25 protein-coding genes and 1 tRNA gene are annotated in these 26,556 nt (G+C 60.2%); 8 read left to right on the forward strand and 18 right to left on the reverse strand.

What is annotated here, in order from left to right; translation table 11 throughout:
* Nucleotides 1-5: 5 nt before the first annotated feature.
* From ACKPCU_RS17705 to trmJ, 7 genes are all read right to left on the reverse strand, one after another.
* Nucleotides 6-935, reverse strand: a complete 930-nt coding sequence (locus tag ACKPCU_RS17705; RefSeq protein ID WP_321348733.1) for a RodZ domain-containing protein — start codon at nucleotides 933-935, stop codon at nucleotides 6-8.
* Nucleotides 932-1,687: a type IV pilus biogenesis/stability protein PilW gene (pilW, locus tag ACKPCU_RS17710; RefSeq protein WP_104738869.1), complete on the reverse strand. Its 756-nt coding sequence runs from the start codon at nucleotides 1,685-1,687 to the stop codon at nucleotides 932-934. The genes ACKPCU_RS17705 and pilW overlap by 4 nt, the downstream gene beginning before the upstream one ends.
* 26 nt (nucleotides 1,688-1,713) lie before the next feature.
* Complete coding sequence (gene rlmN / locus ACKPCU_RS17715; protein WP_104738870.1) at nucleotides 1,714-2,871, reverse strand: dual-specificity RNA methyltransferase RlmN; 1,158 nt, start codon at nucleotides 2,869-2,871, stop codon at nucleotides 1,714-1,716.
* Between the two features lie 39 nt (nucleotides 2,872-2,910).
* Nucleotides 2,911-3,336, reverse strand: coding sequence for a nucleoside-diphosphate kinase (ndk, locus tag ACKPCU_RS17720; protein WP_104738871.1), 426 nt, complete (start codon nucleotides 3,334-3,336; stop codon nucleotides 2,911-2,913).
* Between the two features lie 112 nt (nucleotides 3,337-3,448).
* The gene (locus ACKPCU_RS17725; protein WP_104738872.1) at nucleotides 3,449-4,600 is read right to left on the reverse strand and encodes an IscS subfamily cysteine desulfurase; all 1,152 of its coding nucleotides are present in this window, start codon (nucleotides 4,598-4,600) and stop codon (nucleotides 3,449-3,451) included.
* Between the two features lie 11 nt (nucleotides 4,601-4,611).
* Nucleotides 4,612-5,427, reverse strand: coding sequence for a serine O-acetyltransferase (gene cysE, locus ACKPCU_RS17730; protein ID WP_321348738.1), 816 nt, complete (start codon nucleotides 5,425-5,427; stop codon nucleotides 4,612-4,614).
* A 2-nt stretch (nucleotides 5,428-5,429) separates the two neighbouring features.
* Nucleotides 5,430-6,209 (reverse strand): tRNA (cytosine(32)/uridine(32)-2'-O)-methyltransferase TrmJ, encoded by a 780-nt coding sequence (gene trmJ, locus ACKPCU_RS17735; RefSeq protein WP_104738874.1) that lies wholly within the window; start codon nucleotides 6,207-6,209, stop codon nucleotides 5,430-5,432.
* 135 nt (nucleotides 6,210-6,344) lie between these two features.
* Here trmJ and suhB point away from each other — a divergent pair, with 135 nt between their 5' ends.
* Nucleotides 6,345-7,160, forward strand: a complete 816-nt coding sequence (gene suhB / locus ACKPCU_RS17740; RefSeq protein WP_104738875.1) for a type III secretion system regulator SuhB — start codon at nucleotides 6,345-6,347, stop codon at nucleotides 7,158-7,160.
* A 250-nt stretch (nucleotides 7,161-7,410) separates the two neighbouring features.
* Here the strand turns inward: suhB and secF are convergent, their stop codons facing one another.
* The 5 genes from secF to queA all read right to left on the reverse strand — a co-directional run bounded on the left by secF (nucleotide 7,411) and on the right by queA (nucleotide 12,910).
* Nucleotides 7,411-8,325 (reverse strand): protein translocase subunit SecF, encoded by a 915-nt coding sequence (gene secF / locus ACKPCU_RS17745; RefSeq protein WP_170063069.1) that lies wholly within the window; start codon nucleotides 8,323-8,325, stop codon nucleotides 7,411-7,413.
* 10 nt (nucleotides 8,326-8,335) lie between these two features.
* Complete coding sequence (gene secD / locus ACKPCU_RS17750) at nucleotides 8,336-10,204, reverse strand: protein translocase subunit SecD (protein WP_104738876.1); 1,869 nt, start codon at nucleotides 10,202-10,204, stop codon at nucleotides 8,336-8,338.
* A gap of 61 nt (nucleotides 10,205-10,265) precedes the next feature.
* Nucleotides 10,266-10,598: a preprotein translocase subunit YajC gene (yajC, locus tag ACKPCU_RS17755; protein ID WP_104738877.1), complete on the reverse strand. Its 333-nt coding sequence runs from the start codon at nucleotides 10,596-10,598 to the stop codon at nucleotides 10,266-10,268.
* Nucleotides 10,599-10,733: 135 nt separating this feature from the next.
* Nucleotides 10,734-11,855, reverse strand: coding sequence for a tRNA guanosine(34) transglycosylase Tgt (tgt, locus tag ACKPCU_RS17760; protein WP_321351887.1), 1,122 nt, complete (start codon nucleotides 11,853-11,855; stop codon nucleotides 10,734-10,736).
* Nucleotides 11,856-11,860: 5 nt separating this feature from the next.
* Nucleotides 11,861-12,910, reverse strand: a complete 1,050-nt coding sequence (gene queA / locus ACKPCU_RS17765) for a tRNA preQ1(34) S-adenosylmethionine ribosyltransferase-isomerase QueA (protein ID WP_321348744.1) — start codon at nucleotides 12,908-12,910, stop codon at nucleotides 11,861-11,863.
* 156 nt (nucleotides 12,911-13,066) lie between these two features.
* Here queA and ACKPCU_RS17770 point away from each other — a divergent pair.
* From ACKPCU_RS17770 to ACKPCU_RS17780, 3 genes are all read left to right on the forward strand, one after another.
* A tRNA-Leu gene (locus tag ACKPCU_RS17770) sits at nucleotides 13,067-13,153 on the forward strand.
* Between the two features lie 170 nt (nucleotides 13,154-13,323).
* On the forward strand, nucleotides 13,324-13,824 hold the full coding sequence (locus ACKPCU_RS17775; protein ID WP_104738880.1) for a DUF3015 family protein: 501 nt from the start codon (nucleotides 13,324-13,326) through the stop codon (nucleotides 13,822-13,824).
* 134 nt (nucleotides 13,825-13,958) lie between these two features.
* Nucleotides 13,959-15,785: an Lnb N-terminal periplasmic domain-containing protein gene (locus ACKPCU_RS17780; protein WP_321348746.1), complete on the forward strand. Its 1,827-nt coding sequence runs from the start codon at nucleotides 13,959-13,961 to the stop codon at nucleotides 15,783-15,785.
* Between the two features lie 6 nt (nucleotides 15,786-15,791).
* Here the strand turns inward: ACKPCU_RS17780 and ACKPCU_RS17785 are convergent, their stop codons facing one another.
* From ACKPCU_RS17785 to ACKPCU_RS17795, 3 genes are all read right to left on the reverse strand, one after another.
* Entirely contained in the window at nucleotides 15,792-16,508 is a 717-nt protein-coding gene (locus ACKPCU_RS17785) for a ZIP family metal transporter (RefSeq protein WP_211287146.1), read from the reverse strand.
* A 75-nt stretch (nucleotides 16,509-16,583) separates the two neighbouring features.
* A complete protein-coding gene (gene trxB, locus ACKPCU_RS17790; RefSeq protein ID WP_104738882.1) occupies nucleotides 16,584-17,531 on the reverse strand; it encodes a thioredoxin-disulfide reductase in 948 nt (315 codons plus the stop codon).
* A 105-nt stretch (nucleotides 17,532-17,636) separates the two neighbouring features.
* On the reverse strand, nucleotides 17,637-18,236 hold the full coding sequence (locus ACKPCU_RS17795) for a peroxiredoxin (RefSeq protein WP_321348751.1): 600 nt from the start codon (nucleotides 18,234-18,236) through the stop codon (nucleotides 17,637-17,639).
* 152 nt (nucleotides 18,237-18,388) lie between these two features.
* Here ACKPCU_RS17795 and cysZ point away from each other — a divergent pair, with 152 nt between their 5' ends.
* Nucleotides 18,389-19,129, forward strand: coding sequence for a sulfate transporter CysZ (gene cysZ, locus ACKPCU_RS17800; RefSeq protein ID WP_321348753.1), 741 nt, complete (start codon nucleotides 18,389-18,391; stop codon nucleotides 19,127-19,129).
* Nucleotides 19,130-19,185: 56 nt separating this feature from the next.
* A complete protein-coding gene (locus ACKPCU_RS17805; RefSeq protein ID WP_321348754.1) occupies nucleotides 19,186-20,382 on the forward strand; it encodes a glycosyltransferase family 4 protein in 1,197 nt (398 codons plus the stop codon).
* A 54-nt stretch (nucleotides 20,383-20,436) separates the two neighbouring features.
* On the opposite strand, the gene ACKPCU_RS17810 is transcribed toward ACKPCU_RS17805, so the two are convergent.
* The 3 genes from ACKPCU_RS17810 to ACKPCU_RS17820 all read right to left on the reverse strand — a co-directional run bounded on the left by ACKPCU_RS17810 (nucleotide 20,437) and on the right by ACKPCU_RS17820 (nucleotide 23,018).
* Nucleotides 20,437-21,546 (reverse strand): NADH:flavin oxidoreductase, encoded by a 1,110-nt coding sequence (locus ACKPCU_RS17810; RefSeq protein WP_321348756.1) that lies wholly within the window; start codon nucleotides 21,544-21,546, stop codon nucleotides 20,437-20,439.
* An 82-nt stretch (nucleotides 21,547-21,628) separates the two neighbouring features.
* Nucleotides 21,629-22,216: a TetR/AcrR family transcriptional regulator gene (locus ACKPCU_RS17815; RefSeq protein WP_104738946.1), complete on the reverse strand. Its 588-nt coding sequence runs from the start codon at nucleotides 22,214-22,216 to the stop codon at nucleotides 21,629-21,631.
* A 316-nt stretch (nucleotides 22,217-22,532) separates the two neighbouring features.
* Nucleotides 22,533-23,018 (reverse strand): FKBP-type peptidyl-prolyl cis-trans isomerase, encoded by a 486-nt coding sequence (locus ACKPCU_RS17820; protein WP_321348758.1) that lies wholly within the window; start codon nucleotides 23,016-23,018, stop codon nucleotides 22,533-22,535.
* A 164-nt stretch (nucleotides 23,019-23,182) separates the two neighbouring features.
* On the opposite strand from ACKPCU_RS17820, the gene ACKPCU_RS17825 reads away from it, so the two are divergent.
* Together ACKPCU_RS17825 and pta are read left to right on the forward strand one after the other, a co-directional pair.
* Nucleotides 23,183-24,382 (forward strand): acetate/propionate family kinase, encoded by a 1,200-nt coding sequence (locus ACKPCU_RS17825; protein WP_104738888.1) that lies wholly within the window; start codon nucleotides 23,183-23,185, stop codon nucleotides 24,380-24,382.
* A gap of 2 nt (nucleotides 24,383-24,384) precedes the next feature.
* Nucleotides 24,385-26,520, forward strand: a complete 2,136-nt coding sequence (gene pta, locus ACKPCU_RS17830) for a phosphate acetyltransferase (RefSeq protein WP_321351888.1) — start codon at nucleotides 24,385-24,387, stop codon at nucleotides 26,518-26,520.
* Nucleotides 26,521-26,556: the final 36 nt, after the last annotated feature.

Raw genomic sequence — 26,556 nt, forward strand, 5'->3', positions numbered from 1 at the left:
ACCTCTTACTCGCCCAGGCGCAGTCGGACGACACCTGACTGGCTCTGCGGCGGCAGTGTTACGGGATTGCCTTTAAATCGGATGGACGTCACCGCGCTGCGGTCGCCAATCACCAGGCTCAAAGCGCCTTCATGGGGAATATCCAGTGACTGACCTGCACGCAGTAGCCCGCTATGCAGCACCCCACCGCCAGCAGCACTGACCTGCACCCAGCAGTCCGCAGCAACGCTCAACTGCAGGCCGCCACCGACAGAAGTAGTGGGCTCAGCAACAACAGAAGCGGCCTGCGCTGCGGCCGGCGCCTCAGCGTCGGCGGCTGCGACGTCGGCTTCACCCGCGTCTGCGTCGGGGCCCGCGTCCGCCTGCTCTTGCGGCGGCATCAGGTCTGCCGGAATGCCGTCAGTCTGGTCGGCAATGGCCTCTGGCAGCGTCATGGCATCCACCTCGACGTCATCAAGCAGCAGTTCGGACTCCAGGCCCTCCATCGGCGTCAACGGCTCAGACTCCGGGCGGCTGGACTCGTACCACCAGAGCGCTGAAGCAACCAACGCTACCACCATCAGCAACGTGGACCAGCGCATGACGGAGCGGCCGGACCCGCTCGGCAAATTCACCCGCGCAATTGAACTGACCGGACGCTCCCGCGCCTCGATACCACGATAGCGATCAAACTCAAGCGCCAGCCGGTTAGCGTCGAGCCCCATCAGCCGCGCATAGCTCCGGATATAGCCGCGCGTAAAGGTGTCACCGGGCAGCCGGTCAAACTGGCCCGACTCAATGTGCTCTACCGCTTGACGCGATATCTTCAGTTCCAACCCCACCTCAGCCGTGCTCAGCTGGCGGGCTTCACGCGCCTCACGCAGGGACTCACCAGGATTACGCAGGGCACGGGGTTCTGCCATGTCTGCAGCAGCATCATGACGCTCGGAACTCATGACTTTTCGGACTCCATAAGCGCTTTGGCTTCAGGACTGTTGGGATAAAGACGTTTGAGCTGCAGCGCGTAGCTGGCAGCCTTGCTGTGATCTTCGAATCGGCGTGCCAGCCGCACACCAAGCCACAGACTGGTTGCATTCTGCTCTGACAGTTGATCAAAACGGCGGAAGTGATTCCAGGCTGGAACGAAGTCGCCACTGTTGAACTCAAGCTGAGCCAGCTCAAGCAGGGCGCGTGGCTGACGGTTATTCAGGCGCAGCGACCGCTCCAGGTTTTCCCGGGCGGCGTCCGTGTTGCCCATCCGCAAATACGCGATCCCCATGTTTTCAAACACCCGGGAACGTTCGCTATAAAGCGTATCGGCCGCAGCCTTGTTGAAATACTCCAGCGCCTCCTGATAACGCTCACGATCAAGCAGGAAAGCGCCGTAGTTGTTAAGGAGCCTGGCGTTGTTCGGGTCACTGGACAGCGCCGAGCGGAAGTGCTGCTCGGCGGCGGAGAACTCGCCTTCCTGCTGGAATACCAGGGCCAGCACCATATGCGCCGACGCCGAGCGCGGATCCAGCTTCAGTGCTTCACTCAGCGGATGCTTGGCCCGCTCTGTCTCACCTTTTTGCAGGTAGCCGATAGCCAACTGAACATAGGCGTCGCGCGCGGCCTCGGGGTCGACTTTACGGCCGGTCTGGCCAGTACTGACACAGCCCGCCAGCAGCAGACAAAGAATCAAAATCGCGGCGCTTGGCTTGCTCATGTCAACATCCTTTCCGGCCTGAGTGGTTAACCTGCGTTGTGCCGCGTTGATACTGGAGCGGCTTCCGTTGCGTCAGCGGCGAGCTGGCGTACGGCGATATAGCGTTCACTGCGGCGGGTGCGATCCATCACCTGCCCGACCAGTTGCCCGCAGGCGGCGTCAATATCTTCACCGCGTGTCGTTCGCACCGTGACGTTATAGCCTGCCTGATGCAACATGTCCTGAAAACGGCGAATCGCGTTATTGCTTGGCCGCTCGTAACCGGAGTGCGGGAACGGGTTGAACGGAATCAGGTTGATTTTGCACGGGATATCGCGCAGCAGCTCGATCATCTCGGCAGCATGCTCGGGCTGGTCGTTCACGCCCTTGAGCAAGGTGTACTCGACCGTCAGCGAGCGTTTCTCGCCGAGGCCGGCGATGTAGTTCTTGCAGGCCGGCAACAGCACCTCCAGCGGGTACTTCTTGTTCAGCGGTACCAACTGATTGCGCAGCGCGTTGTTCGGCGCGTGCAGCGATAGTGCCAGGGCAACATCCATCTGCTCCGCCAGCTTGTTGATCATCGGCACGACGCCAGAGGTGGACAGGGTCACCTTGCGTTTGGAAATGCCGTAGCCCAGGTCGTCCATCATCAACGTCATGGCATCCACAACGTTGTCGTAATTAAGCAGCGGCTCACCCATGCCCATCATCACCACGTTGGTGACGGCACGATCGGCGGTCGCAGGAACAGAACCAAAGGACTTGCTGGCGATCCACACCTGGCCAATGATTTCGGCCACGGTCAGGTCGCTGTTGAAGCCCTGCTTGCCGGTCGAACAGAAGCTGCAGTCCAGCGCACAACCCGCCTGAGAGGAGACACACAGGGTGCCGCGCCCGTTCTGCGGAATGTACACCGTCTCAACGCAACTGCCCGAGGCAACCCGGACGACCCACTTGCGTGTGCCGTCACGGGAAATATCCTCGCTGACTACTTCGGGACCACGAATCTCGGCGGTGGCCTTGAGCTTCTCGCGCAGGGCCTTGCCGATATTGGTCATGTCATCGAAGTTGTCCACGCCATAGTGATGCATCCATTTCATGACCTGGCCGGCACGAAAACGCTTCTCTCCCAATCCTTCGAAGAAAGCTTCCAGTTTCTGCTGTGTCAGACCCAGCAGATTGGTCTTGCTGGTGGTATCGGTCATGGCGATCACATCACTAGGTTGAGCAAACCCGACCCGGCCTTAGCGCGGGCAGAGTTCGGTTTCGGCGAAGAAGTAAGCCACTTCGCGTGCAGCGGAAGTGGTGGAGTCGGAGCCGTGAACAGCGTTGGCATCGATGGACTCGGCGAAGTCTGCGCGGATAGTACCGGCATCGGCTTCTTTCGGGTTGGTAGCGCCCATCAGCTCACGGTTTTTCAGAACCGCACCTTCACCTTCCAGAACCTGAACAACAACCGGGCCGGAGGTCATGAAGCCAACCAGATCCTTGAAGAAAGGACGCTCTTTGTGCTCGGCGTAGAAACCTTCGGCATCGGCCTGGGACAGCTGAACCATCTTGGCTGCAACAACGCGCAGACCAGCCTGCTCGAAGCGGGTCAGGATCTGACCAATGACATTTTTGGCAACGGCATCGGGCTTGATGATGGACAGGGTACGTTCAACGGCCATAAAACTCTCCAGAGAGGTAGTTACAGAATAAAATTACAAAAGATGGTTAACCTGCGGATTATACGCAGGTTAAAGACAAATAGATAACAGCAGCGTAGCTGACGGTATACCGTCAGCTAGCACGCAGGCGGGTTACCACCTGACAGATGATCTCAGCCGCCCGCTGGACATCCTGTTCAGAGGTAAAACGGCCAAGCGACAGACGGATGGAGCTGTGTGCCAGTTCGTCGCTCAAGCCAATCCCGCGCAGCACATAAGAGGGCTCGACCGCGGCAGAGGTGCAGGCGGAGCCCGTCGACAACGCCAGATCCTTGAGCGCGAGCAACAGCAGCTCGCCGTCAACACCGGCGAACGCCAGATTGAGGTTGTGCGGTACCCGCTGATCGGCACTGCCATTGAGACTGACGCCGTCCAGACCGGCCAGGCCGTTGAGTAGCGCGTCACGCAACGCGGAAACCCGCGCATTCTCACCTTTCATCAGCTTGCCAGCCAACTCAAAGGCTTCACCCATACCAACGATCTGGTGAGTCGCCAGGGTGCCGGAACGCAGGCCGCGCTCGTGCCCACCACCATGCATCTGCGCCTGCGGCTTCGGCATCAGGGTACGTCGCACAAACAGTGCACCAACACCCTTGGGGCCGTAGGTCTTGTGTGCGCTGAATGACATCAGATCGACCGGCAGTACCCTCAGGTCAATTGCCAGCTTGCCTGTCGACTGGGCCGCGTCAACGTGGAATACCGCCCCGCCCGCATGTGCAATCTCACCCAGGGCCTGAATATCATTGACCGTGCCAATTTCGTTATTGACGTGCATCAGCGACACCAGCACGGTGTCTTCACGCAAAGCCGCCTGCAACTGCTCGGGCGCGATGAATCCGCCCGGACCTGGCTCCAGCCAGGTCACCTCGAACCCTTCTTGCTCGAGCTGCTTGAAGCAGTCAATAACCGCCTTGTGCTCGATCTTGCAGGTGACCAGATGCCGCCCCTTATCTTGCAGGGCGTGCGCCATTCCCTTGATCGCCAGGTTGTTCGATTCTGTGGCGCCGGAAGTCCAGACAATCTCACGCGGGTCGGCACCGACCAGGTCCGCCACCTGACGCCGGCCATGCTCAACCGCCTCCTCCGCCTTCCAGCCGTAAACATGAGAGCGCGAAGCAGGGTTGGCGAAGTTGCCGTCCATGGTCAAACAGGCAACCATCTTTTCGGCGACCTGCGGATCAACCGGCGTGGTAGCGGCGTAATCCAGGTAAATCGGCTGATTCATCAACAACTCCATCAAGGCTTTTCAGCTGCAGCATCAGTAGCCACCGCGTCAGTTTCATCATCCTTGAGCAATTCAAAATCCTCACCACCGAGCGCGGGCAGCTCTTTGGCGCAATAGTCACTACCCAACTCGCTCAACGCCTTGCACATACCCTCAAGACGACTATCCACGGCGTGCATGTGGTCCAGCATCTGCCCAATTGCACGCGCCACCGGGTCCGGCATATCGCGGCTGACACCATAGGCATCAAAGCCGAGTTTTTCCGCCATGGCCTGACGGTTAGCCTGCTGCTCGCTTTCAGCCGACGGCTCCGGATCCTTCGGAATGATTCGCCCCGGAATACCGACCGCGGTGGCGCCGGCAGGCACTGCCTTGGTCACCACAGCATTGGAGCCGATTTTTGCTCCGGCGCCCACAGTAAACGGCCCCAGCACCTTGGCGCCGGCACCGACCACAACGCCGTCTTCCAGCGTCGGATGGCGCTTACCCTGATCCCAACTGGTACCACCCAGCGTCACGCCCTGATACAGCGTCACGTCGTTGCCAATCTCGGTGGTTTCACCAATCACCACACCGAAACCGTGATCAATAAAGAACCGACGCCCAATCTTCGCACCAGGGTGAATCTCGATCCCCGTCAGCCAGCGCGCAAAATGCGACAACATGCGGGCCAGCAGAAAAGCCCGCCGAACCCACAACGCATGCGAAGCGCGATGCAACCAGACCGCATGCAAGCCGGGATAACAGGTCAGCACTTCCCGCGTGTTGCGCGCGGCAGGATCACGGTGGAATACACTGGCGATATCTTCTTTCATGCGATCAAACATGGTTAGGTTCTCCGCTCGCCGGCTGCTTTGACGCCGACGGCCTTCTGGGTTTCGGTCAGGATCCCGCGCAGGATGTTCATTTCCATCCGGTTGAGGTGCACCCGCCCGTAAAGGCGACGCAAACGCGGCATCAACTGCCGTGGTTTCTGAGGGTCATGGAAGCCAATTTCAACCAGCACCTGCTCCAGATGCTGATAAAACTGCTCCAGCTCCCCCGCCGTCGCCGGAATCTCGTTAAACACTGCCGTGGTTTCGACCTTGTGCATCTTGGTCGGCGCACCTTCGCGCTGCAGACTTTGCATTCGCAGCTCATAGGCCAGCACCTGCACCGCAGCAGCCAGGTTCAGCGAGCTGAAGTCCGGCATAGAAGGGATGTGTACGTGATACTGGCAGCGCTGCAGCTCGTCGGTGGTCAGACCCGAGTCCTCGCGCCCGAACACCAGCGCGACCTGCGCGTCCGGCAGCTGTGCCAGTTGATCCAGCACCTTGTCAGCGGACTCGCGCGGATCCAGCACCGGCCAGGGAATACGGCGATCCCGGGCGCTGGTGCCGAGCACCAGCGAGCAGTCAGCGATAGCCTCTTCCAGGGTCGCGACAATTCGAGCGCCGGTCAGCACATCATCGGCACCGGATGCGCGCGAGACGGCATCCGGGTCGGGGAAGCGCTCGGGGTCGACCAACACCAACTGGGTCAGCCCCATGTTTTTCATGGCCCGCGCCGCGCCGCCGATGTTGCCAGGATGACTGGTGTTGACCAACACCACACGCACGTTCTTCAACACAGCGACACCTTCAAGCCAAAAATGGGACCCTGCATCTTACAAAAGCTAAGACGCGATAGCCATGATGCATTTCTGTTCATTTTTAACTCTGCTACAATGTCCGGCTTTTCATCTTCCGACAGAGACATACCCCATATGCAGCCTATGCTGAACATCGCCCTGCGTGCCGCGCGCAGCGCAGGAGAGCTCATTTACCGTTCCATGGAACGCCTCGATGTGCTCGCCGTGGACGAAAAGGACGCGCGCGATTATGTTTCGGAAGTCGACCGCGCCGCCGAGCAGGCGATCATCAGCCAACTGCGCAAGGCCTATCCCGATCACAGCATCCAGGCCGAAGAAAGCGGCTTCCAGCCGGGCCACGGCGACGGTGCCGACACCGTCTGGATCATTGACCCGCTGGACGGCACCACCAACTTCGTTCGTGGTGTGCCGCACTTTGCAGTCAGCATCGCCTGCCGCGTCAAGGGACGCATCGAGCACGCCGTCGTCCTCGACCCGATTCGCCAGGAAGAATTCACCGCCAGCCGCGGCCGTGGCGCAGCCCTGAACGGCCGCCGCCTGCGCGTCAGCACCCGCAAGTCGCTGGATGGCGCCCTGCTCGGTACCGGCTTCCCATTCCGGGCAAATCAGATCGACTCACTGGACAACTATCTGGGCATGTTCCGCAGCCTGGTCGGCCAGACCGCAGGCATCCGCCGCGCCGGCGCAGCCAGCCTGGATCTGGCTTATGTTGCCGCGGGCCGCTTCGATGCCTTCTGGGAGTTCGGCCTGGCCGAATGGGACATGGCGGCAGGCGCCCTACTGATTCAGGAAGCCGGCGGCCTGGTCAGCGACTTCAGCGGCGGCCACCACTTCCTCGACAAGGGCCATATCGTCGCGGGCAACCCGAAATGCTTCAAGGCCGTACTGACTGCCATTCAGCCGCATTTGACACCCGCAATGAAGATGTAAGCAGCAAGCGACAAGGCTGTAAGCCTCAAGCGGCAAGCTGGCCGTGCAGGGCAAACCAAAGAGGCCCACATCCTGACCGGTGTGGGCCTCTTTTTTTACGTTTCAAGCTACAAGCCATAAGCTTCAAGCCAAAACCAAAACCAAAAAACCCGCGCCGGATTCAGTTCCGACGCGGGTTTTCTTGCAGCTTGTAGCTTGCGGCTTGAAGCTTACCTCTTGAGGCTTGCCGCTGCGCCGGCGAAGCCGACGCCTAGGGCCGATCGTCGACCGCTTCTTCCACCTGCGGCGGGATCAGGTCATCCCGAGTGAGCTTCATGGTCACCAGCAGACCACCCGCGATATAGATCGAAGAGTAGGTGCCCACGCCGACGCCGATCAGCAGCGCCGTGGCAAAGCCGTGAATGTTCTCCCCCCCAAACCAGAACAGCGCCAGCAGCACCAGAATGGTCGAGAACGACGTAGCGAGGGTCCGGCCCAGCGTCTGAGTGGTAGAAATGTTGATGATGTCGGTCAGCTCAGTCTGCCGCATCAGCCGCATGTTCTCCCGAATCCGGTCGAACACGACGATGGTGTCGTTCAACGAGTAGCCAATGACCGCCAACACGGCCGCCAGCACCGTCAGATCGAAGGAAATCTTGAAGAACGAGAAGACCCCGAGCGTAAAGATAACGTCGTGCACCAGCGCCAGGATCGCCGCCACCGCAAACTTCATCTGGAACCGCAGCGAAACGTAGAGCAGGATGCCGCCAATGGCGACCAGCATGCCCAGGCCGCCCTGATCGCGCAGTTCTTCGCCGACCTGCGGGCCGATAAACTCAACCCGCTTGACCGAGACATCGCTGCCATCGGCCGTCTTGATCATCTGCGCAACCTGGTTACCCAGGTTCGGATCATCGCTGGGCAAGCGAATCAGCACGTCGGTCGAGGCGCCGAAGTTCTGCACCACCGCATCACCCCAGCCGTTCTCGCGCAGCGTGGCGCGAATGGCCTCCAGATCAGCTGCCTCACTGTAGTTCAGCTCCACCAGTGCACCACCGGTGAAATCGAGACCAAGGTTCAACTGCTTGACCGCGAGACTGCCGATCGACGCCAGCATCAGCGCAACAGCAACAACAAAGAACATTTTGCGCAGGCGGAGGAAATTAATGGTTTTACGAATATTCATCGGTGATTCCTCACAGCCACAGCTTTTTGATGTCGCGACCGCCAACGGCCAAATTGACCATTGCGCGAGTCACCATGATCGCACTGAACATGGAGGTCAGAATCCCCAGCGACAGCGTGACGGCGAAGCCCTTGATTGGGCCTGAACCCATGGCAAACAGAATCACACCCACCAGCAAGGTTGTCAGGTTACCGTCAACGATCGCCGAGAAGGCCTTATCAAAACCTTCGTGCACCGCGCGCTGGGGCGATATGCCATTGGCGACCTCCTCCTTGATGCGGGAGAAAATCAGCACATTGGCGTCCACCGCCATACCGAGCGTCAGTACAATACCGGCGATGCCGGGCAGGGTCAGCGTCGCACCCAGCAATGACATCAGCGCCAGCAACAGCACCAGGTTGAAGCTGAGAGCAATACCGGCAAAGACACCAAAGGCACGGTAGACCAGCACCATAAACACCAGCACCAGGGCAAAGCCGACCTGAGTCGCGGTCACACCCTTGGCGATATTTTCTGCCCCCAGGCTCGGACCGATGGTGCGCTCTTCAACGAAGTGCATCGGCGCGGCCAGACCACCGGCGCGCAGCAGCAGCGCCAGCTCGGAAGCCTCAGCCGGCGAGTCCAGACCGGTGATGCGGAACTGGTTGCCCAGTGCACTCTGGATGGTAGCCAGACTGATGATCGACTTTTCTTCGACAAAGGCCGGAATCTCGACTTCCTGCATCACACCGTCGACTTCCTGCATAACCTTGCGGTTGACCTGCCGCTGCTCGATAAAGAGCACTGCCATACCGCGACCGATGTTGCTGCGGGTCGCACGGTTCATCAGCTCGCCGCCATGGCTGTCGAGATTGATATTGACCTGCGGGCGGCCGTTCTCGTCATAGTTGGAACGGGCGTCGGTGACTTGGTCACCGGTAATGATGATGCTGCGCTCGACGTCGGCGGTGCGCCCTTCGGCACTGCGGAAGGCGAACGTCTCTGTGGTCGCACGCGGGGCGTCCGGCTCTGCCGCCAGACGGAACTCAAGGTTGGCAGTCTTGCCCAAAACCCGCTTGGCCTCTGCGGTATCCTGCACACCCGGCAGCTCAACCACAATGCGATTGGCACCCTGACGCTGGACCAGCGGCTCGGCAACACCCAGCTCATTGACCCGGTTACGCACCGTGGTCAGGTTCTGCTGTACCGCATAGTCACGGATCGCCGCAATCTCGGCATCAGACAGTGTCAGTTGCAGTACGGCCTGATCCTTGAGCTCAGCGTTGGTAGTCACAAACTGGTTATACTTGCCGACGATCAGGCGACGGGCTTCGCTGCGCTGCTCCTCGTCAGCAAAGCCGAACTGCAGCATATTGCCCTGCGTCGGCAAACTGCGATAACGAATCCCCTCACTGCGCATCAGGCCACGAAGCTCACTCTGGTAGACATTGACGCGCGACTCGATCGCCTTGTCCATGTCGACCTGCAGCAGAAAGTGCACGCCGCCCGACAGATCCAGACCCAACGTCATGGGGCCAGCACCAATAGCCGACAGCCAGTCCGGTGTGGTCTGCGCCAGGTTCTGCGCGACAACGTAGCGCGTACCTAGCGCATCACGGACGACATCCTGCGCCTTCAGTTGATCGCTGCGATTAACCAGACGCACCAGACCAGAGCGACCATTGGCGCCCAACTCAGTGCCCTTGGTCGGCAGATTGGCCGCAGCCAGCGCCTGTTCAATGCGATCAAGGTCAGACTGTTCGATAACCAGGGTGGAACTGGCGCCGGAGATCTGAATAGCAGGATCGTCCGGGTATAGGTTAGGCATTGCATAGATCAGGCCCAGTGCAAGCACGGTCACGATCAGCAGGTATTTCCAGAGGGGGTAACGATTGAGCATATCAGGGCCTGATAGCAGTCCGGGCGCCTGATGGGCGCCCGGAACGGGGTCTGCGAGGAGTTTAGATGGCTTTCAGTGTGCCCTTGGGCAGCACTGCGACGATAGAGCCTTTCTGGAATTTCAGCTCCTGGCTATCGCCAACTTCCAGAACAACGAACTCGTCAGTTACTTTCTTGACCTTGCCCAGAATGCCGCCGCCGGTAACCACTTCATCACCGGTAGACAGACCCGCCAGCAGATTCTTGTGCTCTTTGGCACGTTTGGCCTGCGGACGCCAGATCATCAGATAGAAGATGACCACGAACCCGACCAGAAAGATCCACTCAAAACCGGTACCCGCCGGTGCGGCTCCGCCTGCAGACTGTGCCATGGCGGCGGGAATGAAAAAGCTCATGTGACGCTCCTGTTATTGAACTGCGAAAAATCGGTTATGGGGGCGCTTCGGCCATCGTTCAAGACTGAAGGGGCATGCCGATCAGTACTTCATGCCCTCTGCTTGTACAGCCAGCGAGAGCGATCAATAAACCGGTCAGCTGGCCTCTAGCGGCGGTACTGGCCGGTCCAGTTTGGCGTAGAAGTTTTCCACAAAGGCGGTCAATGTACCCTGTTGGATGGCACCGCGCAAACCTGCCATAAGCCGCTGATAATGCCGCAGGTTATGGATGGTATTGAGCATACTGCCAAGCATTTCGCCGCACTTGTCCAGATGATGCAGGTAGGCGCGGGAAAAGTGCTGACAGGTGTAACAGTCACAGGCCGGATCCAGCGGTGACTCGTCGTGACGATGCACCGCGTTGCGGATCTTGATAACGCCCGTCTCGGTAAACAGATGGCCGTTGCGCGCATTGCGGCTGGGCATCACACAATCGAACATGTCCACGCCGCGGCGAACACCTTCCACCAGATCTTCCGGCTTGCCTACACCCATCAGGTAACGGGGTTTTTCCGGCGGCATGTGACCCGGCAGAAAATCCAGCACACGGATCATCTCCTCTTTCGGCTCACCGACCGACAAGCCGCCGATGGCCAGACCATCGAAGCCGATTTCACTGAGCCCTTCCAGTGAGCGCAGGCGCAGCTCCTCGTGCATGCCGCCCTGAATAATCCCGAACAGCGCCGCCGGGTTGTCGCCATGCGCCTGTTTTGAGCGCTTGGCCCAACGCAGCGACAATTCCATCGAGCGGCGAGCGGTATCCAGATCCGCCGGATAGGGCGTGCACTCGTCAAAGATCATGACGATATCCGACCCCAGCGCGCGCTGCACCTGCATGGACTCTTCCGGCCCCATGAACACCTTGGCGCCATCGACCGGTGAAGAGAAGTAGACCCCCTCCTCCTTGATCTTGCGCATGGCCCCCAAACTGAAAACCTGGAAGCCGCCAGAGTCGGTCAGGATTGGCCCCTGCCATTGCATGAAGTCGTGCAGATCACCGTGCTTGCTAATGACCTCGGTACCGGGACGCAGCCACAGGTGGAAGGTGTTCCCGAGAATAATCTGGGCACCGATGGCTTCGATATCACGCGGCAACATGCCCTTCACCGTGCCGTAGGTTCCGACCGGCATAAAGGCAGGCGTCTCGACCACCCCACGCGGGAAAGTCAGGCGCCCGCGACGCGCCTTGCCGTCGGTGGCAAGCAGTTCAAAGGACATATGACTCATGACGATACCTCAGGGCCGGTTGGGGCCGGATTGCGGGTGATGAACATGGCATCACCGTAACTGAAAAAACGGTACTTTTCGGCCACGGCGGCGTGATAGGCCGCCATGGTTTCCGGGTAGCCGGCAAAGGCCGACACCAGCATCAGCAGGGTTGATTCGGGCAGGTGGAAGTTGGTGATCAACGCGTCGACTACGTGGAAAGGCTTGCCCGGGTAGAGAAAGATATCGGTATCACCGCTGAACGGCTTGAGCACACCATCACGAGCGGCCGATTCGAGCGAGCGCACGCTGGTAGTACCCACCGCAATCACCCGCTCACCACGCGCCTTGCACGCCTCTACGGCAGCCACCACCTCAGGCGTGACCTCCAGCCACTCCTGATGCATGACATGCTCTTCGATCTTCTCGACCCGCACTGGCTGGAAGGTGCCGGCACCAACGTGCAGGGTAACTTCCGCCGTGTCGACACCCAGTTTAGCGATGGCATCCAGCAGCGCGCGATCAAAATGCAACCCTGCGGTCGGTGCGGCAACGGCCCCCTCGCGCTTGGCATAAACGGTCTGATAGCGCTCGCGGTCGGCCTCATCGTCCGGCCGGTCAATATAAGGCGGCAGCGGCATATGGCCGACCCGCTGCAACAGTGGCAAAACAGGCTCGGCAAAGCGCAATTCAAACAGTGCATCATGGCGAGCGACCATTTCGGCTTCGGCACCGCCATCAATCAAAATCCGGCTGCCGGCCTTGGGCGACTTGCTGGCGCGGATATGTGCCAGCACGCGATACTCGTCCAGCACCCGCTCAACCAGCACCTCCAGCACCCCGCCGGTTTGCTTGCGGCCAAACAGGCGCGCCGGAATAACCCGGGTATTGTTGAATACCATCAGATCGCCGGGGCGCAAGTACTCGAGCAGATCGACGAACTGGCGATGAGCCAGTTGGCCGGTCGGCCCATCAAGACAAAGCAGACGACTGCCACGACGCTCCGCCAGCGGATGGCGCGCAATCAGCTCGTCAGGCAGCTCAAAATGAAAATCACTGAGACGCATGCAGGAAGGAAGTCCGGAGTTGCAGGGGAAAGGCCGCTATAGTAGCCGAAATCCGCCGCTGCCGCGATCCACAACAACCGTCTGCAGGATTGACCTCGGCCACCTGTGCTCCGTATACTCCGCGCCAGCCAGCGTACGCTCGTACGCACTTGCATTGCCCCGATGGCGGAATTGGTAGACGCGGCGGATTCAAAATCCGTTTCTGGTGACAGAGTGGGAGTTCGATTCTCCCTCGGGGCACCATCTTTTTCTTCAGCCCACTGCCAGGCTGACCCCTCCCCTCCTATTAGACAAAAGCAAAATATTAGCGATCTGATATCAAAGTGCTTTACGCCGCCAAGGTGATTTCAATATATTCATTCAGCCTGCTTATACGCACGCGCTATAAAAATTGAAATCAGGATGATTTGATAATGAAAAGAAAAGCTCTGGCTGCAATCGCCCTGCTGGCTCTCTGCGGCGCCACCACTCCGTCCATGGCCCAAAACAAAGCCCCGGGTTCTGGCCCTAATCCCTTCGTCGACTGCGGCATTGGCGCTGCACTATTCCCCGAAACCCATTGGGCCGCCGTCACCTCCAACGTGATCTGGGATATTGGTACCACAGCAGTAACCTCAGCAACGATGAGCCCGGAAACCTGTTCAGGCAAGAACATGAAAGCTGCGCTGTTCATCAATGACACCTATGAAACCCTGGCAGAAGAAACCGCCAAGGGCTCAGGTGAGCACCTGACAGCCCTGATGGGCATCATGGAGTGCGACTCCAGCCGTCAGGCCGCCGCCATCCAACGCACCCGTGCAAACATGGCAGGCCAGGTCGCCACCGAGGGCTTCGAGTCCCTCAGCCACACCGAGAAGGCCGCCGGCTTCTACGAAGCAATGGACTCCGCGGTCAGCATGAGCTGCTCGGCCTAACACCAGTCACCTGCTGCCGTAACCCCAAAGGAACGGCAGCACCCTGTTTCCCCCTCCCCGAAATCTGCTTCCTCAACGAGGTCCGCGTGATATCAGTGCGGCTAGTGCTCATCGCCATGAGCCTTGGATGGTGTGTGCAACTTCTTGCCGGCACCGAAGACCGGAACGCCTCGCTACAGAGCCTGGCCAACGACCCCCAATGGTTGAAGCTGCTTCACTATGAAACGGGCAACCTGCCGGGAGCAAGCGCACGCAGCGCAATAAAAAGCCCTGAGTTTTTTCTGTCGCCCAGTGGCCACGACTCGCCACTGGCCGAACTGACTGCCACCGTTACCGCCCTGCAGATGCAGCCGAAGGGCCCTGACACACATGCCAGCTGTCGATTTCCGGCCCGTACTCGGTGGCTACAACAGCGCCTTGGGTCGGCCTTGACCGTACCGTCCGGGGTACAGTGCCCGGCGCTGGAACAATGGACGCGCGATAATACCGTCGAGTCGGTAAGCATCATCTACGCCACCGGTTACCTGGCCAACCCGGCCTCCTACTACGGCCACACGCTACTCAAGTTCAACTTCAAAGACAGTGAAGCCCACAGCGATCTGATGGATGAAAGCGTCAACTACGGCGCCATCGTCGGCGACGGGGACGATCCCGTCAGTTACATATTCAAAGGCATCTTTGGCGGCTACGATGGTGGCTTCAGCCACATCAACTTCTACTTCCACAACCACAATTATGGCGAAAACGAACTTCGCGATCTCTGGGAGTACCAACTGACGTTGTCCGAGGATGCCACCCAAATGGTGGTTAAGCACGCCTGGGAAGTGCTTGGAAAACGTTATACCTACTACTTCTTCAGACGAAACTGCGCATTCAGGATGGCGGAGCTGGTCGACATATCCAGCGACACGCCGCTGCTGCAGCAGTGGCGTCCCTGGACAATCCCGCAAAGTCTGGTGCAATCATTGTCAACGGCTGAAATCGATGGCCAGCCGGTACTCACCGACGTCAGATACCTGCCGTCCCGGCAGTCTCGTTTGTATGATCGCTATCAGCAGCTCAGCCCGAGCGAGCAGCAGCTGTTCGAGCGCATCGCCGTCGAGACTGTGTCACTTGAGGACCCGCGGTTTACCGGCCAACCGATTGATGTCCAGCATCGCGTCCTCGACACACTCCTTGACTACTATCAGTACATTCGTGATGCGGAAGCTGGCGCCGAAGACCCGGCGAACGCGGCGCATCGCCGGGCTCTGGCGATGCGCTACCAATTGCCGCCCGGGAACGCAGAGTTCAAACCCTCCGACCACACCCCACCCCACCTAGGCCGTCCACCGGGCTGGTTCCAGTTGAGCCTGCAGCACAGCACCCAGCAGGACGCCCAAGCAGGCATCCGCGTTCGCCCCGCTTACTACGACCCACTGGATAACGAAGCGGGCCACGTGCGCGGTGGCGGACTGAGCATGTTCGACTTGCAGCTCACAGCAAGCAATGGACAGGTGCGGCTGCAACAATTGGACGCCATCAGCATTGAGAGCATCAGCCCCGGACTCACCGGTTTACCCGGAGACAAGGGGGTCGCGTGGAACCTGAAATTCGGCTGGGAACAGAATCGACTGGACTGCAATAGCTGCCTGACGACACGGCTGCAAGCCGACCGTGGCCTGAACCTCCCGCTTGGCAATAACACCGCCGCCACCTTTTACGCAGGGGGCGCACTGCAGGAAAGCGTGCAAGGGGAAGGCCCCGCGTTCGCCAGGTTGGCTGGCAGATTCACCTACCACCGCGCCAGCTTTTCAGCGCTGCTGCGACTGGAACAGCGATACCTCGTGAACGGCAGTGGAGATTACACCACCGGACGGCTGGAGCTGAGGAATCGACTGTCAGCAACCCAGGATGTGCGCTTAAGCTACGCACGTAATCGCGGCGAGGAACTGAGCATTGGCCTTGGCTGGTACTGGTAGTCGGTCTTAACCCATCGTCAGTTGGTGCCCGATCATGCCCAATACAAACCCAAGCACCGCGCCCATCGGCGGCCCCCAACGGCGTTCCAGCTTCGCCTGCGGGGCGATATCCTGAAACACCGAATAGCATATCCCTCCAGCGGCAAACAGCATCACCACTGCCACGGCTTCAGGATAAGCCGACAGCCAGCCAAAACCGAGCAGGCCACATAACGGCCCCAGCAACGCCACCAGAGCGAAGCCCTTGGCAATGCGCAGGGTACGGTAGTCAGTACTGGCCTGCAGCTCCCGGCTGGCATTGAAGCCTTCGGGCAGATTCTGCAGCGCCATCAGGCAGGCCAGCAGCACCCCACCATTACCGCCAGCGGCAAAGGCCGCGCCCAAGGCAATGGACTCAGGCACAAAGTCGGAGAGCATCGCTGCCATCTGGCTGGCTGGCGTCTTGTTGCGATAAAGGGTGATATCCAACCACATAAAGGCGAGCCCGCCGGCGACAAAACAGCTGGCCGAGACCAGGGTATTCACCTTCGCGATGCCCTCCGGCACCAGCACCAGCGCTACTGCCGATAGCAGCGCGCCACCACCAAAGGCAATAATGCCGTGACGCAGCTCCCGATCCAGCCAGTTGGGCCGCACCCGCTCCAACCCCGCCAGCAACGCCCCTGCCGGCATTGCCATACCAGCCAGCAAGGTCAACCCGATTACCATCAGCCAATCTGTCAAACGTGCCTCCCTGCCGGATACCTGACACTCAATAAAAAACCCCGCCGAAGCGGGGTTTCCATAGTGCCGGAGTCGTTACATTTCGTCGAGGAAGCGCTCTGCGTCCAGCGCCGCCATACAGCCAGCGCCGGCTGAGGTGATGGCCTGACGATAAATGTGGTCAGCCACATCACCCGCCGCAAAGACGCCCGGAATGTTGGTTTGAGTGGCATTACCCTCGGTGCCGCTCTTGATCTTCAGATAGCCATCTTTCATGTCCAGCTGCCCTTCGAACAGCCCGGTGTTCGGGGTATGGCCGATAGCAACAAACACACCAGCCAGAGCGATATCTTCAGTGCCGCCCGCGTTCAGCGCGATGCGCATGCCGGTCACACCGCTGTCGTCACCCAACACTTCATCCAGCGTGGCATTGAGCTTCAGTTCGATCTTGCCCTCGGCAACGCGGGCCATCAGCTTGTCGATCAGGATTTTCTCGGCGCGGAAGGTATCGCGGCGATGTACCAGGGTCACCTTGCTGGCGATGTTAGCCAGATACAGCGCTTCTTCAACGGCGGTATTGCCACCACCGATGACGGCGACTTCCTGATTACGATAAAAGAAACCGTCACAAGTTGCACAGGCGGAGACACCCTTGCCCATGAAGGCCTCTTCCGAAGGCAGACCAATGTAGCGGGCAGAGGCACCAGTGGCAATGATCAGCGCGTCACACTTGTACTCTCCGCTGTCGCCCCAGAGGGTGAACGGACGCTGGCTTAGATCGACCTTGTTGATGTGGTCGAACACGACCTCAGTTTCAAAGCGCTCGGCATGCTGACGCATACGCTCCATCAGCTCCGGCCCCTGAACCCCGGCAACGTCGCCCGGCCAGTTGTCCACTTCTGTCGTGGTGGTCAGTTGCCCGCCCATCTGCATACCGGTAATCAGCACCGGGTTGAGGTTGGCGCGCGCAGCGTAAACGGCAGCGCTGTAGCCCGCAGGGCCGGAGCCCAGGATGATCAGGCGAATGTGACGCACTTCAGACATGTAAACCTCCAGTTTCGCCAGCAAGCTGGCGGCAAGAATAAAACGGGCAGCCGAGGGTAAGGGGAACCCTGAAAAACGGCGACTGCCCCAAAACCAGTCAGCGGATCAAAGCTCGGCGGCGTGCTCGGCCAGGTAACGGGCAACACCTTCGGCGCTTTCCTGCATGCCTTTCTGGCCCTTGCGCCAACCCGCCGGGCAGACTTCACCGTGCTCTTCGGTGAACTGCAGCGCTTCGATCAAACGAATCATTTCATCAACTTCGCGGCCTAGCGCCAGGTTGTTCACCACCTGATGCTGGACAACGCCATCGCGATCAATCAGGAAGGAGGCGCGCAGTGCGACACCCTCATCGTGCTCGACGCCGTAGGCCCGGGTAATCTCGTGTTTGACGTCTGCCACCATGGTGAACTCGACGGGACCAATCCCGCCCTTCTCAACCGGCGTGTTGCGCCAAGCGTAGTGGGTATACTGCGAATCCACCGAAACGCCGACAACCTCGACGCCCAGCGCCCGGAACTTGTCCATGCGATTATTATGGGCAATGATCTCCGAGGGGCAGACGAAGGTGAAATCCAGCGGCCAGAAAAACACCACTACGTATTTGCCGCGCAGCGTTGAGAAATCAAAGTGATCAACAATGCTGCCATCAGCCAATACCGCCGGGGCAACGAAATCCGGCGCGGAACGATTGACCAGAACGCTCATCCAACCCTCCAGAGCAATACAGGCCGCAGCTTATAGCGACCTGAAACAAGTGGAAATTGCAAAGACTGTATCAGCCAAATAGTTTACCTCTATAGTACCCGCCGAAGCACTGCACATTTCTGCAAGAAACTCTTCCATCAGGACCAGCAACAATGAAGCAAGTAACGGATGTACTGCGCGGCCCCGACTACCTCAAGGAGGGCTGGCAGGCAATCAAGCGGCCAGGACTGCGGCGCTTTGTGGTCATTCCGCTGATCGCCAACCTGCTACTGTTCGCCGCGCTGATTGGCTGGGGTATCCAGCAGTTCAGCCTGTTGATGGCAAGACTCATGCCGCAGCTGCCCGACTGGGCTGCCTTCGTCGAGTGGTTGCTGTGGCCGATGTTCGCTCTGGTGGTGCTGCTGATCCTGTTTTTCGGCTTCAGCGTACTGGCCAATATCATCGCCTCCCCGTTCTACGGCTTTCTGGCAGAGAAAGTCGCTGAGCAGGAGCGCGGTGAAGTCAGTCCATCGACCGGCTGGAAGGACATCATCGCTGTCGTTCCGCACAGTGTCGGCCGCGAGCTGCGCAAACTCGCCTATTACCTGCCGCGCATGGCCGCATTGCTGCTACTGTCACTGATCCCGGTGGTCAACCTGGTTGCATCGCCGCTGCTGCTCGCCTTTGGCGTCTGGATGATGGCCGTCCAGTATGTCGACTACCAGGCCGACAATGACAAGGTTGGCTTCCGCGACATGCTGCGCTGGATGCAGAGCCGCCGCAGCCTGTCGCTAGGCTTCGGCCTGCCGGTCTACGTCGGCATGCTGATACCGCTGCTGAATCTGCTGGTGATGCCGGCGGCGGTTGCCGGCTCAACCCTGCTGTGGGTGCGCGAACGCCAGCAGCGCAGTTAACAAAAGCGTCACAACGATGTAACACGCCGATCATGCCCGAGCCCCATACTCGGAACATGATCACTCTTCCTTCCCCTGGCCGCCGCTTCGCGCTGGTCACCGAAACCTACCCGCCACAGATCAACGGCGTCGCCAACACCCTGGGCCAACTGTGCCGAGGCCTGCTGGCACGCCAGCACCAGTTGCAACTGATCCGCCCGGCGATGGGGGACGAGCAACCCGGCAGCAGCCACCAGGACAACCTGCTCGAACGCCGGGTTCGCGGCCTGCCGATTCCAGGTTATAGCAATCTGCAGTGGGGGCTCCCCGCAGGCCGGGCGCTGGCTCGTCTGTGGCGCAAGGAGCGCCCGGACGCGGTCTATCTGGCGACGGAGGGCCCGCTCGGCTGGTCTGCTCTGCGCACCGCCCGGCGCATGGGCATTCCCGTTATCAGCGGCTTCCACACCAACTTTCAGCAGTACAGCGACCACTTTCATCTCGGCCTGTTGCACGAGCCCGCCATGCGCTACCTGCGCTGGTTTCACAATCAGACGCTGACAACGCTGGTAGCCAGCACCACCCAGCAGCGAGAGCTAAGCCGACTTGGCTTGCACAACCTCGGCCTGCTCGGTCGCGGGGTGGACTGTGAGCGCTTTCACCCAACCCACCGCGACTGCGAGCTACGCGCTGAATGGGGAGCGGGCAAGGATGATCTGGTGCTGCTGCACGTTGGCCGACTGTCACCTGAGAAGAACCCGGACCTGCTGGTAGCGGCCTGGGAACAGCTCAAGGCCAGCAGCGGTTCACCACAGCTGCATCTGGTCATTGTCGGTGACGGCCCAGCCCAGGATGACCTGCGCAAGCGGCTACCCGACGCCATTTTCACCGGGCCACTTACTGGCGCCCCACTGGCGCGCGCCTATGCCAGCGCCGATATTTTTGTCTTCCCCAGCCTGACCGAGACCTTCGGCAATGTCGTCACCGAGGCAATGGCATCGGGGTTGGCGGTATGTGCCTTCGATACTGCCGCGGCGCATCAGCATATTCAGGACCGATACAGCGGCAGCCTTGCGCCGCCCGCGCACGACCGGGTGTTTATCGAGAACCTGCGCTGGTTGACGGCGGATCAGGAAGGTCGCCGCAGCATTCGTCTGCATGCCCGTCATCGGGCCTGCCAGCTGGACTGGAGTAGTGTGGTAGCGCGTTTCGAGCGTTACCTGGTGCAGGCCGCCGGACGGCAGCCTGCGCTGGTACAAGCGGTTCCGAGCAAGTAGCCGGGCGCCCGGGATCAGGTGCCGCTTCGAGTGCGACACCTGACCCTAAGCGACTCAGACCAGCGTCTTGAGCGCGTCGCGGCTGAACGGGGCAATGTCTTCAAAGCGACCTTCGCGCACCTTGTCAGCCCACTGCGGGTCTACCAGCAGCGCACGGCCAACAGCAACCAGGTCAAACTCATCCGCATCCAGACGCTCCAGCAGGCCGTCGATGTTGGCGGTCTGAGCAACCTTGTCGGTGTTGACCATGAATTGCAGGAACTCGCCGTCCAGGCCCACGCTGCCAACGGTAATGCAGGGCTTGCCAGTAATCTTGCGGGTCCAGCCAGCCAGATTCAGCTCGGAGCTTTCGAACTCCGGCTCCCAGAAGCGCCGCTGTGAACAATGGAAGATGTCCACGCCAGCGTCAGACAGCGGTGTCAGGAACTGCTCCAGCAATTCAGGGGTCGGCGCCAGACGTGCGGTGTAGTCCTGCTGCTTCCACTGGGAGAAGCGGAAGATGATCGGGTAGTCGGCACCAACAGCGGCACGCACGGCCTTGATGATCTCAACAGCGAAGCGACCACGGTTCTCCATGCTGCCGCCGTACTGATCTTCGCGCTGGTTGGTGCCTTCCCAGAAGAACTGATCAATCAGATAACCGTGGGCACCGTGCAGTTCAATGGCGTCAAAGCCAACGTCCTTGGCATCCTTGGCTGCCTTCGCAAAGGCCGCAACCACGTCATCGATATCCTGCTGAGTCATACCCTTGACCAGCACCTTGCCATCTTTCTGCTTTTCCATCGGGCCGTAGCCGGGCACATCACCGTTCGGCTCGGTGCCGAGGCGACGGACGTTGCCGACGTGCCACAGCTGCGGTGCAATCTTGCCACCGGCGGCGTGCACTGCATCAACAACCTGCTTCCAACCCGCCAACGCGTCTTCACCATAGAAGTGGGGCACGTTCGGATAGCCGTTGGCCGCCACGTGATCAACCACGGTGCCTTCGGTAATGATCAGGCCCACACCGGATTCGGCACGGCGACGGTAGTAATCGACCACTGCCTGATTCGGCACGCCCTTGGGCGAGAAGTTACGGGTCATCGGCGCCATCACGATGCGGTTGGACAGTGCCAGGTTGCCCAGCGTGAAGGGCTTGAACAGCGGGGTTACGGCTGTGGACATACATAATCTCCTGAACGGGGACTGACCAGAACGACTGCCAACCTGCAAGCTGACCAGTCGTCTTGTCGTTATTGAATGGTTTTCAAGGCTGCAGCAAACGCTCCAGCTGCTGAATGAACACGCGCAAGGGACCGATCTGACGATCCGCCTTCATGCGCAACAGAGCACCTTCCCAGGCGGCACTGATAAATCCGGCCAGTTCTGCCGGATTCTGATCAGACGCAATCTCACTCGCCGCCTGCGCTTCAGCCAGGCAGTCGGCCAGAACCTGGTTCGAGCGCTGCAAAATGGCACTGGCAGCGTAGCCGATAGGCTGGCTTTCCTCCGCCATCTCATGACAGAGGCTGCCAATGAAACACTGATGGCTTGGCTGCTCCTGATTGGCGAAATACCCCACCAGATCTCGGTAGCAACGCAAAACCCGCTCGCGCGGCGACAGCTGAGGCGTGCTCAATGCATCGGCGAAGCGCTCAATGCGCGGGGTGTAGTAGTAGTGCAGCGCCTGGATTGCAAAGTCTTCCTTACTCTCAAAGTAGTGATAGAAAGACCCCTTGGGTACACCAGCGCCCTGGGTGATTTCCTGCACGCCGGTACCGTTATAGCCTTTACGCAACATCACACTGGTGCCAGAGGCGAGAATACGGGCGCGCTTGTCTTGAATAGTGTTCATGGCGAGCACTATACGACCGGTCAACTTTGCCTGATAGACAAAAATCACCACTATAGATAATGCTGATAATGGCCGATCAGACGCGAACAGATCCGCGCCGCGACGTTTCGCCTTCTCTGCCTTTCAAGGGAGCCTGGATACGGCCAGGCTGTATTCGCTATCAACCTGATGTGGGTCTCGCTCAAGCGCCGGGGCTGGCCGGTGGCAATCTCAGCTAACCGAACCGACTGCGGCTACCCTGACGCGCACCGCCGAATAGTGCAAAGGCCATAAAAAAACCGGGCCAAGGCCCGGTTCTTCCAGCGCTGCCAACCACTTAGTGGTCGTGACCGCCTTCGCCATGGACATGACCATGGGCGATTTCTTCTTCGTTGGCGTCACGTACCGCAACAACCTTCACGTCGAAGGTCAGGCGCTCGCCAGCCAGCGGGTGGTTGCCGTCGACGGTGACTTCATCACCTTCCAGCGCCTTGATGGTCACAATCTGCATGCTGCCATCCGGGCCGGAGGCGTGGAACTGCATGCCCACTTCCAGCTCATCGACACCTTCGAACATGTTGCGGCCCAGCACGGCGATCAGCTCGGCGTTGAACTCGCCATAGGCTTCTTCCGGATCGACAGTCACTTTGACATCGTCGCCAGCGGCTTTACCTTCCAGCGCCTTTTCCAGACCCGGAATGATATTGCCGGCACCGTGCAGGTAGACCAGCGGCGCGCCACCGACGGACGAATCCAGCACTTCGCCATCGTCATTGGTCAGGGTGTAGTCGATGGACACGGCCTTGTTGGCGGCAATCTGCATAATCTCTTTCCTGTGATTGAGGGTATAAGAGGCTCAAGTGTACGCGTTATAGCCACGAAACGCACGGCTTGACCCGACCAGTGGGTCACCGGAAGATAGCAGAACGCAATCGATATCCGGCGGTCCATAGAGGACATCCGGCTGAAAGGAACTCGCACAATCCCATGACAAACCGACTGGTCCTGGTCATCAATGGAGGCAGCTCCTCCATCAAACTGGCACTGCGCCGTGAAAACACATCAGGCGCGCTGTTCGACGCCATCGCCGAGCGGCTGAACACCTCCCAGGCCTGCTATTCCACCTCTGACGGTCAGTGCGGTGAGCTGCCAAACGCAACCCACCTGGATGCCCTTAACGCGCTACTGCCAATGCTCGAGCGCCACCTGGACCACCCCCTGAGCGCGATCGGTCACCGCGTGGTCCATGGCGGCGAGCGCTTCACCTCTGCGCAGCTGCTGAATGACGAGATTATCGCCGGTATTGAAGCCAATGCCCCACTGGCACCGCTGCATAACCCGGCCAACCTGACCGGTATCCGTGCCGCCATGCAACTGCGGCCGCAGACCCCGCAGGTTGCCGTATTTGATACCGCGTTTCATCAGAGCATGCCGCCGCATGCCTTCCGCTATGCCTTGCCCGATGAGCTGTATGCCGTGCATGGCGTGCGCCGTTACGGCTTCCACGGCACCAGCCACAAATATGTCAGTGATCAGGCCGGTCTGTTGACCGGTCTCGGCAAAGGCAACGGTGCCTGGCTGACCGCTCACCTCGGCAATGGCTGCTCCAGCTGTGCTGTGCTGGATGGACGCAGCATGGACACGAGCATGGGCCTGACCCCCCTTGAAGGTCTGGTCATGGGGACCCGCAGCGGCGACGTTGACCCCAATCTGCACGCGCACTTGGCCCGTACCCTCGGCTGGGACCTGAGCCGCATTGAGCGGTTGCTCAACCGCGAGAGCGGACTGCTGGGCCTGTCCGGGCTGTCGAACGACATGCGCGAACTGGAGCAGGCGCGCGCCGACGGTCACAGCGGCGCCCAGCTGGCGATCGAAGTGTTTTGCTACCGCCTCGCACGGTCGCTGGCCGGCCTGTCGGTCGCTCTGCCGCGGATCGACGGGCTGATCTTTACCGGCGGCATTGGCGAGAACTCCGCGCTGACCCGCGCCCTGACCCTCAAACACCTAGCTGTTCTCGGCCTGCAGATCGACCCGGATCGCAACAGCAGTCTGCCGCGCGGCGAAGCTGGCCGCATCGAGGCGGCAGGCTCTGCAGCAGTAATGGTGATCCCCACCGATGAGGAGCGCCAGATCGCCGACGAGAGCCTCGCCCTGCTGGAAACACAGCCAAGGAGCCAAACGGCATGAGCCTGCATACCTTTTTTGTCGCCCCGACCGGCTTCGGCGTCGGCCTGACCTCAACCAGCCTGGGCCTGATTCGCGCGCTTGAGCGCACCGGCCTGAAGGTGCACTTTCTCAAGCCTATTGCCCAGCCGCATCCGGGCGACGAAGGCCCCGAGCGCTCGACCGAGCTAATCAGTCGCACCCTCGGCCTCGCGCCGCCGCCCGCCATCTCGTTGACGCAGGTCGAGCACCAGTTGGCCATGGGCGAGTTCGATGAAGTGCTGGAGGAAATAGTCAGTCGATATCAGCAGGCCGCCGAAGGTGCCGATGTGGTCGTGATCGAGGGCATGGTGCCGACCCGACAAAGCAGCTACGCCACGCAGATCAATCAGCAACTGGCTAAGAGCCTCGACGCCGACGTCATTCTGGTCACGGCCCCCGACGGCGACGACTTCACCGCACTGGCCGACCGTATCGAGATCAATGCCCAGACCTTCGGTGGCCCAAAACACCCGAAAGTGCTTGGCGTGATCATCAACAAGGTCAAGGCGCTGGCGCCAGAGACGACTGCGGACATCCCAGATCGACCTACACTGAAGAGCACGCTGAAGGACTTCGCCCAAAGCCTGCGCGATGCTTCCAGCCGACTGGATACCGACGACTTCCGCCTGATTGGCTGTGTGCCCTGGCAGGATGAACTGAACGCGCCACGCACTGCCGACATCGCCGACCTGCTCAAGGCCACTACTTTCCACGCCGGCGAGATGCAGCAACGCCGAGTGATGGAGATGGCGCTATGCTCCCGCACCGTACCCAACATCATTCATCTGCTGCGCCCCGGCGCCCTGATCGTCACCCCCGGCGACCGCGACGACATCATCATCGCCAGCTCACTGGCGGCGCTGTCTGGCACGCCACTGGCAGGCCTGCTGCTGACCGGTGGCTTTGAACCCAACCCGCGCGTCATCCAGCTGTGCCAACCGGCGCTGGATCAGGGCCTGCCGATTCTGGGCGTACCGACCGATACCTTCGCCACCGCGACCCAACTCGACCGCATGAACCGCGAGATCCCGATTGATGACCGCGAGCGCGCCGACAAGGTGACCGATTTTGTTGCCAGCCACATCGACCACCTGTGGCTGGCCAAACGCTGTGATACCCCGCGTGAGAAGCGCATGTCGCCGCCAGCCTTCCGCTACGAACTGGTGCGCCAGGCCCAGCACGCAGCCAAGACCATCGTCTTGCCCGAAGGCGACGAGCCCCGCACCGTGCAGGCGGCCGCCATCTGTCAACGCCGCGGAATCGCCAACTGCATCCTGCTCGCCAAGCGCGAGGCGGTTGAAGCCGTCGCCCGCGCCCAGCACATCAGCCTGCCGGAAGGCCTGCAGATCATCGACCCGGACGAGGCGCGCGAGCGTTACGTCGCGCCCATGGTCAAACTGCGCGAAGGCAAGGGCCTGAACGAGCCGATGGCGCTGCAGCAGTTGGAAGACAACGTCGTGCTCGGCACCATGATGCTGGCACTGGATGAAGTGGACGGACTGGTTTCCGGCGCCATCCACACCACCGCCAATACGATTCGTCCGGCATTCCAGTTGATCAAGACCGCGCCCGGCTACAACCTGGTGTCGTCGGTCTTCTTCATGCTGCTGCCCGAGCAGGTGTTGGTCTACGGCGACTGCGCAGTCAACCCGGAGCCCAGCGCTGAGGATCTGGCTGAGATCGCTATCCAGAGTGCTCGCTCGGCAGAGGCCTTCGGCATCCCGGCGCGGGTGGCAATGATCAGCTACTCGACCGGCCGCTCCGGCAGTGGCAGTGAGGTGGAAAAGGTTCGCGAAGCCACCCGACTGGCCCGCGAGCGCGAGCCCGGGCTGTTGCTTGACGGCCCGCTCCAGTATGATGCGGCCGCCATCGCCAGCGTCGGTCGCCAGAAAGCGCCAGACAGCCCGGTGGCCGGTCAGGCAACGGTCTTTGTGTTCCCTGACCTGAACACCGGCAACACCACCTACAAGGCGGTGCAACGCAGTGCCAACGTGGTCAGCGTCGGCCCTATGCTGCAAGGCCTGCGCAAACCGGTGAACGACCTGTCACGCGGCGCGCTGGTCGACGATATCGTCTATACCATTGCGTTAACCGCGATCCAGGCCTACAACAACGAATAACCAATAATACGGCCGCCTGCGAGCGGCCCCTAGATG

This window comes from Halopseudomonas oceani (genome assembly GCF_963677335.1).
GTDB classification, from domain to species: Bacteria; Pseudomonadota; Gammaproteobacteria; order Pseudomonadales; family Pseudomonadaceae; genus Halopseudomonas; species Halopseudomonas oceani.

What these genes read in the sequence shown, in the direction of transcription:
- ACKPCU_RS17705 (WP_321348733.1), bottom strand. Translation starts at nt 935, where the DNA reads ATGAGTTCCGAGCGTCATGATGCTGCTGCAGACATGGCAGAACCCCGT.
- pilW (WP_104738869.1), bottom strand. Translation starts at nt 1,687, where the DNA reads ATGAGCAAGCCAAGCGCCGCGATTTTGATTCTTTGTCTGCTGCTGGCG.
- rlmN (WP_104738870.1), bottom strand. Translation starts at nt 2,871, where the DNA reads ATGACCGATACCACCAGCAAGACCAATCTGCTGGGTCTGACACAGCAG.
- ndk (WP_104738871.1), bottom strand. Translation starts at nt 3,336, where the DNA reads ATGGCCGTTGAACGTACCCTGTCCATCATCAAGCCCGATGCCGTTGCC.
- ACKPCU_RS17725 (WP_104738872.1), bottom strand. Translation starts at nt 4,600, where the DNA reads ATGAATCAGCCGATTTACCTGGATTACGCCGCTACCACGCCGGTTGAT.
- cysE (WP_321348738.1), bottom strand. Translation starts at nt 5,427, where the DNA reads ATGTTTGATCGCATGAAAGAAGATATCGCCAGTGTATTCCACCGTGAT.
- suhB (WP_104738875.1), top strand. Translation starts at nt 6,345, where the DNA reads ATGCAGCCTATGCTGAACATCGCCCTGCGTGCCGCGCGCAGCGCAGGA.
- secF (WP_170063069.1), bottom strand. Translation starts at nt 8,325, where the DNA reads ATGAATATTCGTAAAACCATTAATTTCCTCCGCCTGCGCAAAATGTTC.
- secD (WP_104738876.1), bottom strand. Translation starts at nt 10,204, where the DNA reads ATGCTCAATCGTTACCCCCTCTGGAAATACCTGCTGATCGTGACCGTG.
- yajC (WP_104738877.1), bottom strand. Translation starts at nt 10,598, where the DNA reads ATGAGCTTTTTCATTCCCGCCGCCATGGCACAGTCTGCAGGCGGAGCC.
- tgt (WP_321351887.1), bottom strand. Translation starts at nt 11,855, where the DNA reads ATGTCCTTTGAACTGCTTGCCACCGACGGCAAGGCGCGTCGCGGGCGC.
- queA (WP_321348744.1), bottom strand. Translation starts at nt 12,910, where the DNA reads ATGCGTCTCAGTGATTTTCATTTTGAGCTGCCTGACGAGCTGATTGCG.
- ACKPCU_RS17775 (WP_104738880.1), top strand. Translation starts at nt 13,324, where the DNA reads ATGAAAAGAAAAGCTCTGGCTGCAATCGCCCTGCTGGCTCTCTGCGGC.
- trxB (WP_104738882.1), bottom strand. Translation starts at nt 17,531, where the DNA reads ATGTCTGAAGTGCGTCACATTCGCCTGATCATCCTGGGCTCCGGCCCT.
- ACKPCU_RS17795 (WP_321348751.1), bottom strand. Translation starts at nt 18,236, where the DNA reads ATGAGCGTTCTGGTCAATCGTTCCGCGCCGGATTTCGTTGCCCCGGCG.
- cysZ (WP_321348753.1), top strand. Translation starts at nt 18,389, where the DNA reads ATGAAGCAAGTAACGGATGTACTGCGCGGCCCCGACTACCTCAAGGAG.
- ACKPCU_RS17805 (WP_321348754.1), top strand. Translation starts at nt 19,186, where the DNA reads ATGATCACTCTTCCTTCCCCTGGCCGCCGCTTCGCGCTGGTCACCGAA.
- ACKPCU_RS17810 (WP_321348756.1), bottom strand. Translation starts at nt 21,546, where the DNA reads ATGTCCACAGCCGTAACCCCGCTGTTCAAGCCCTTCACGCTGGGCAAC.
- ACKPCU_RS17815 (WP_104738946.1), bottom strand. Translation starts at nt 22,216, where the DNA reads ATGAACACTATTCAAGACAAGCGCGCCCGTATTCTCGCCTCTGGCACC.
- ACKPCU_RS17820 (WP_321348758.1), bottom strand. Translation starts at nt 23,018, where the DNA reads ATGCAGATTGCCGCCAACAAGGCCGTGTCCATCGACTACACCCTGACC.
- ACKPCU_RS17825 (WP_104738888.1), top strand. Translation starts at nt 23,183, where the DNA reads ATGACAAACCGACTGGTCCTGGTCATCAATGGAGGCAGCTCCTCCATC.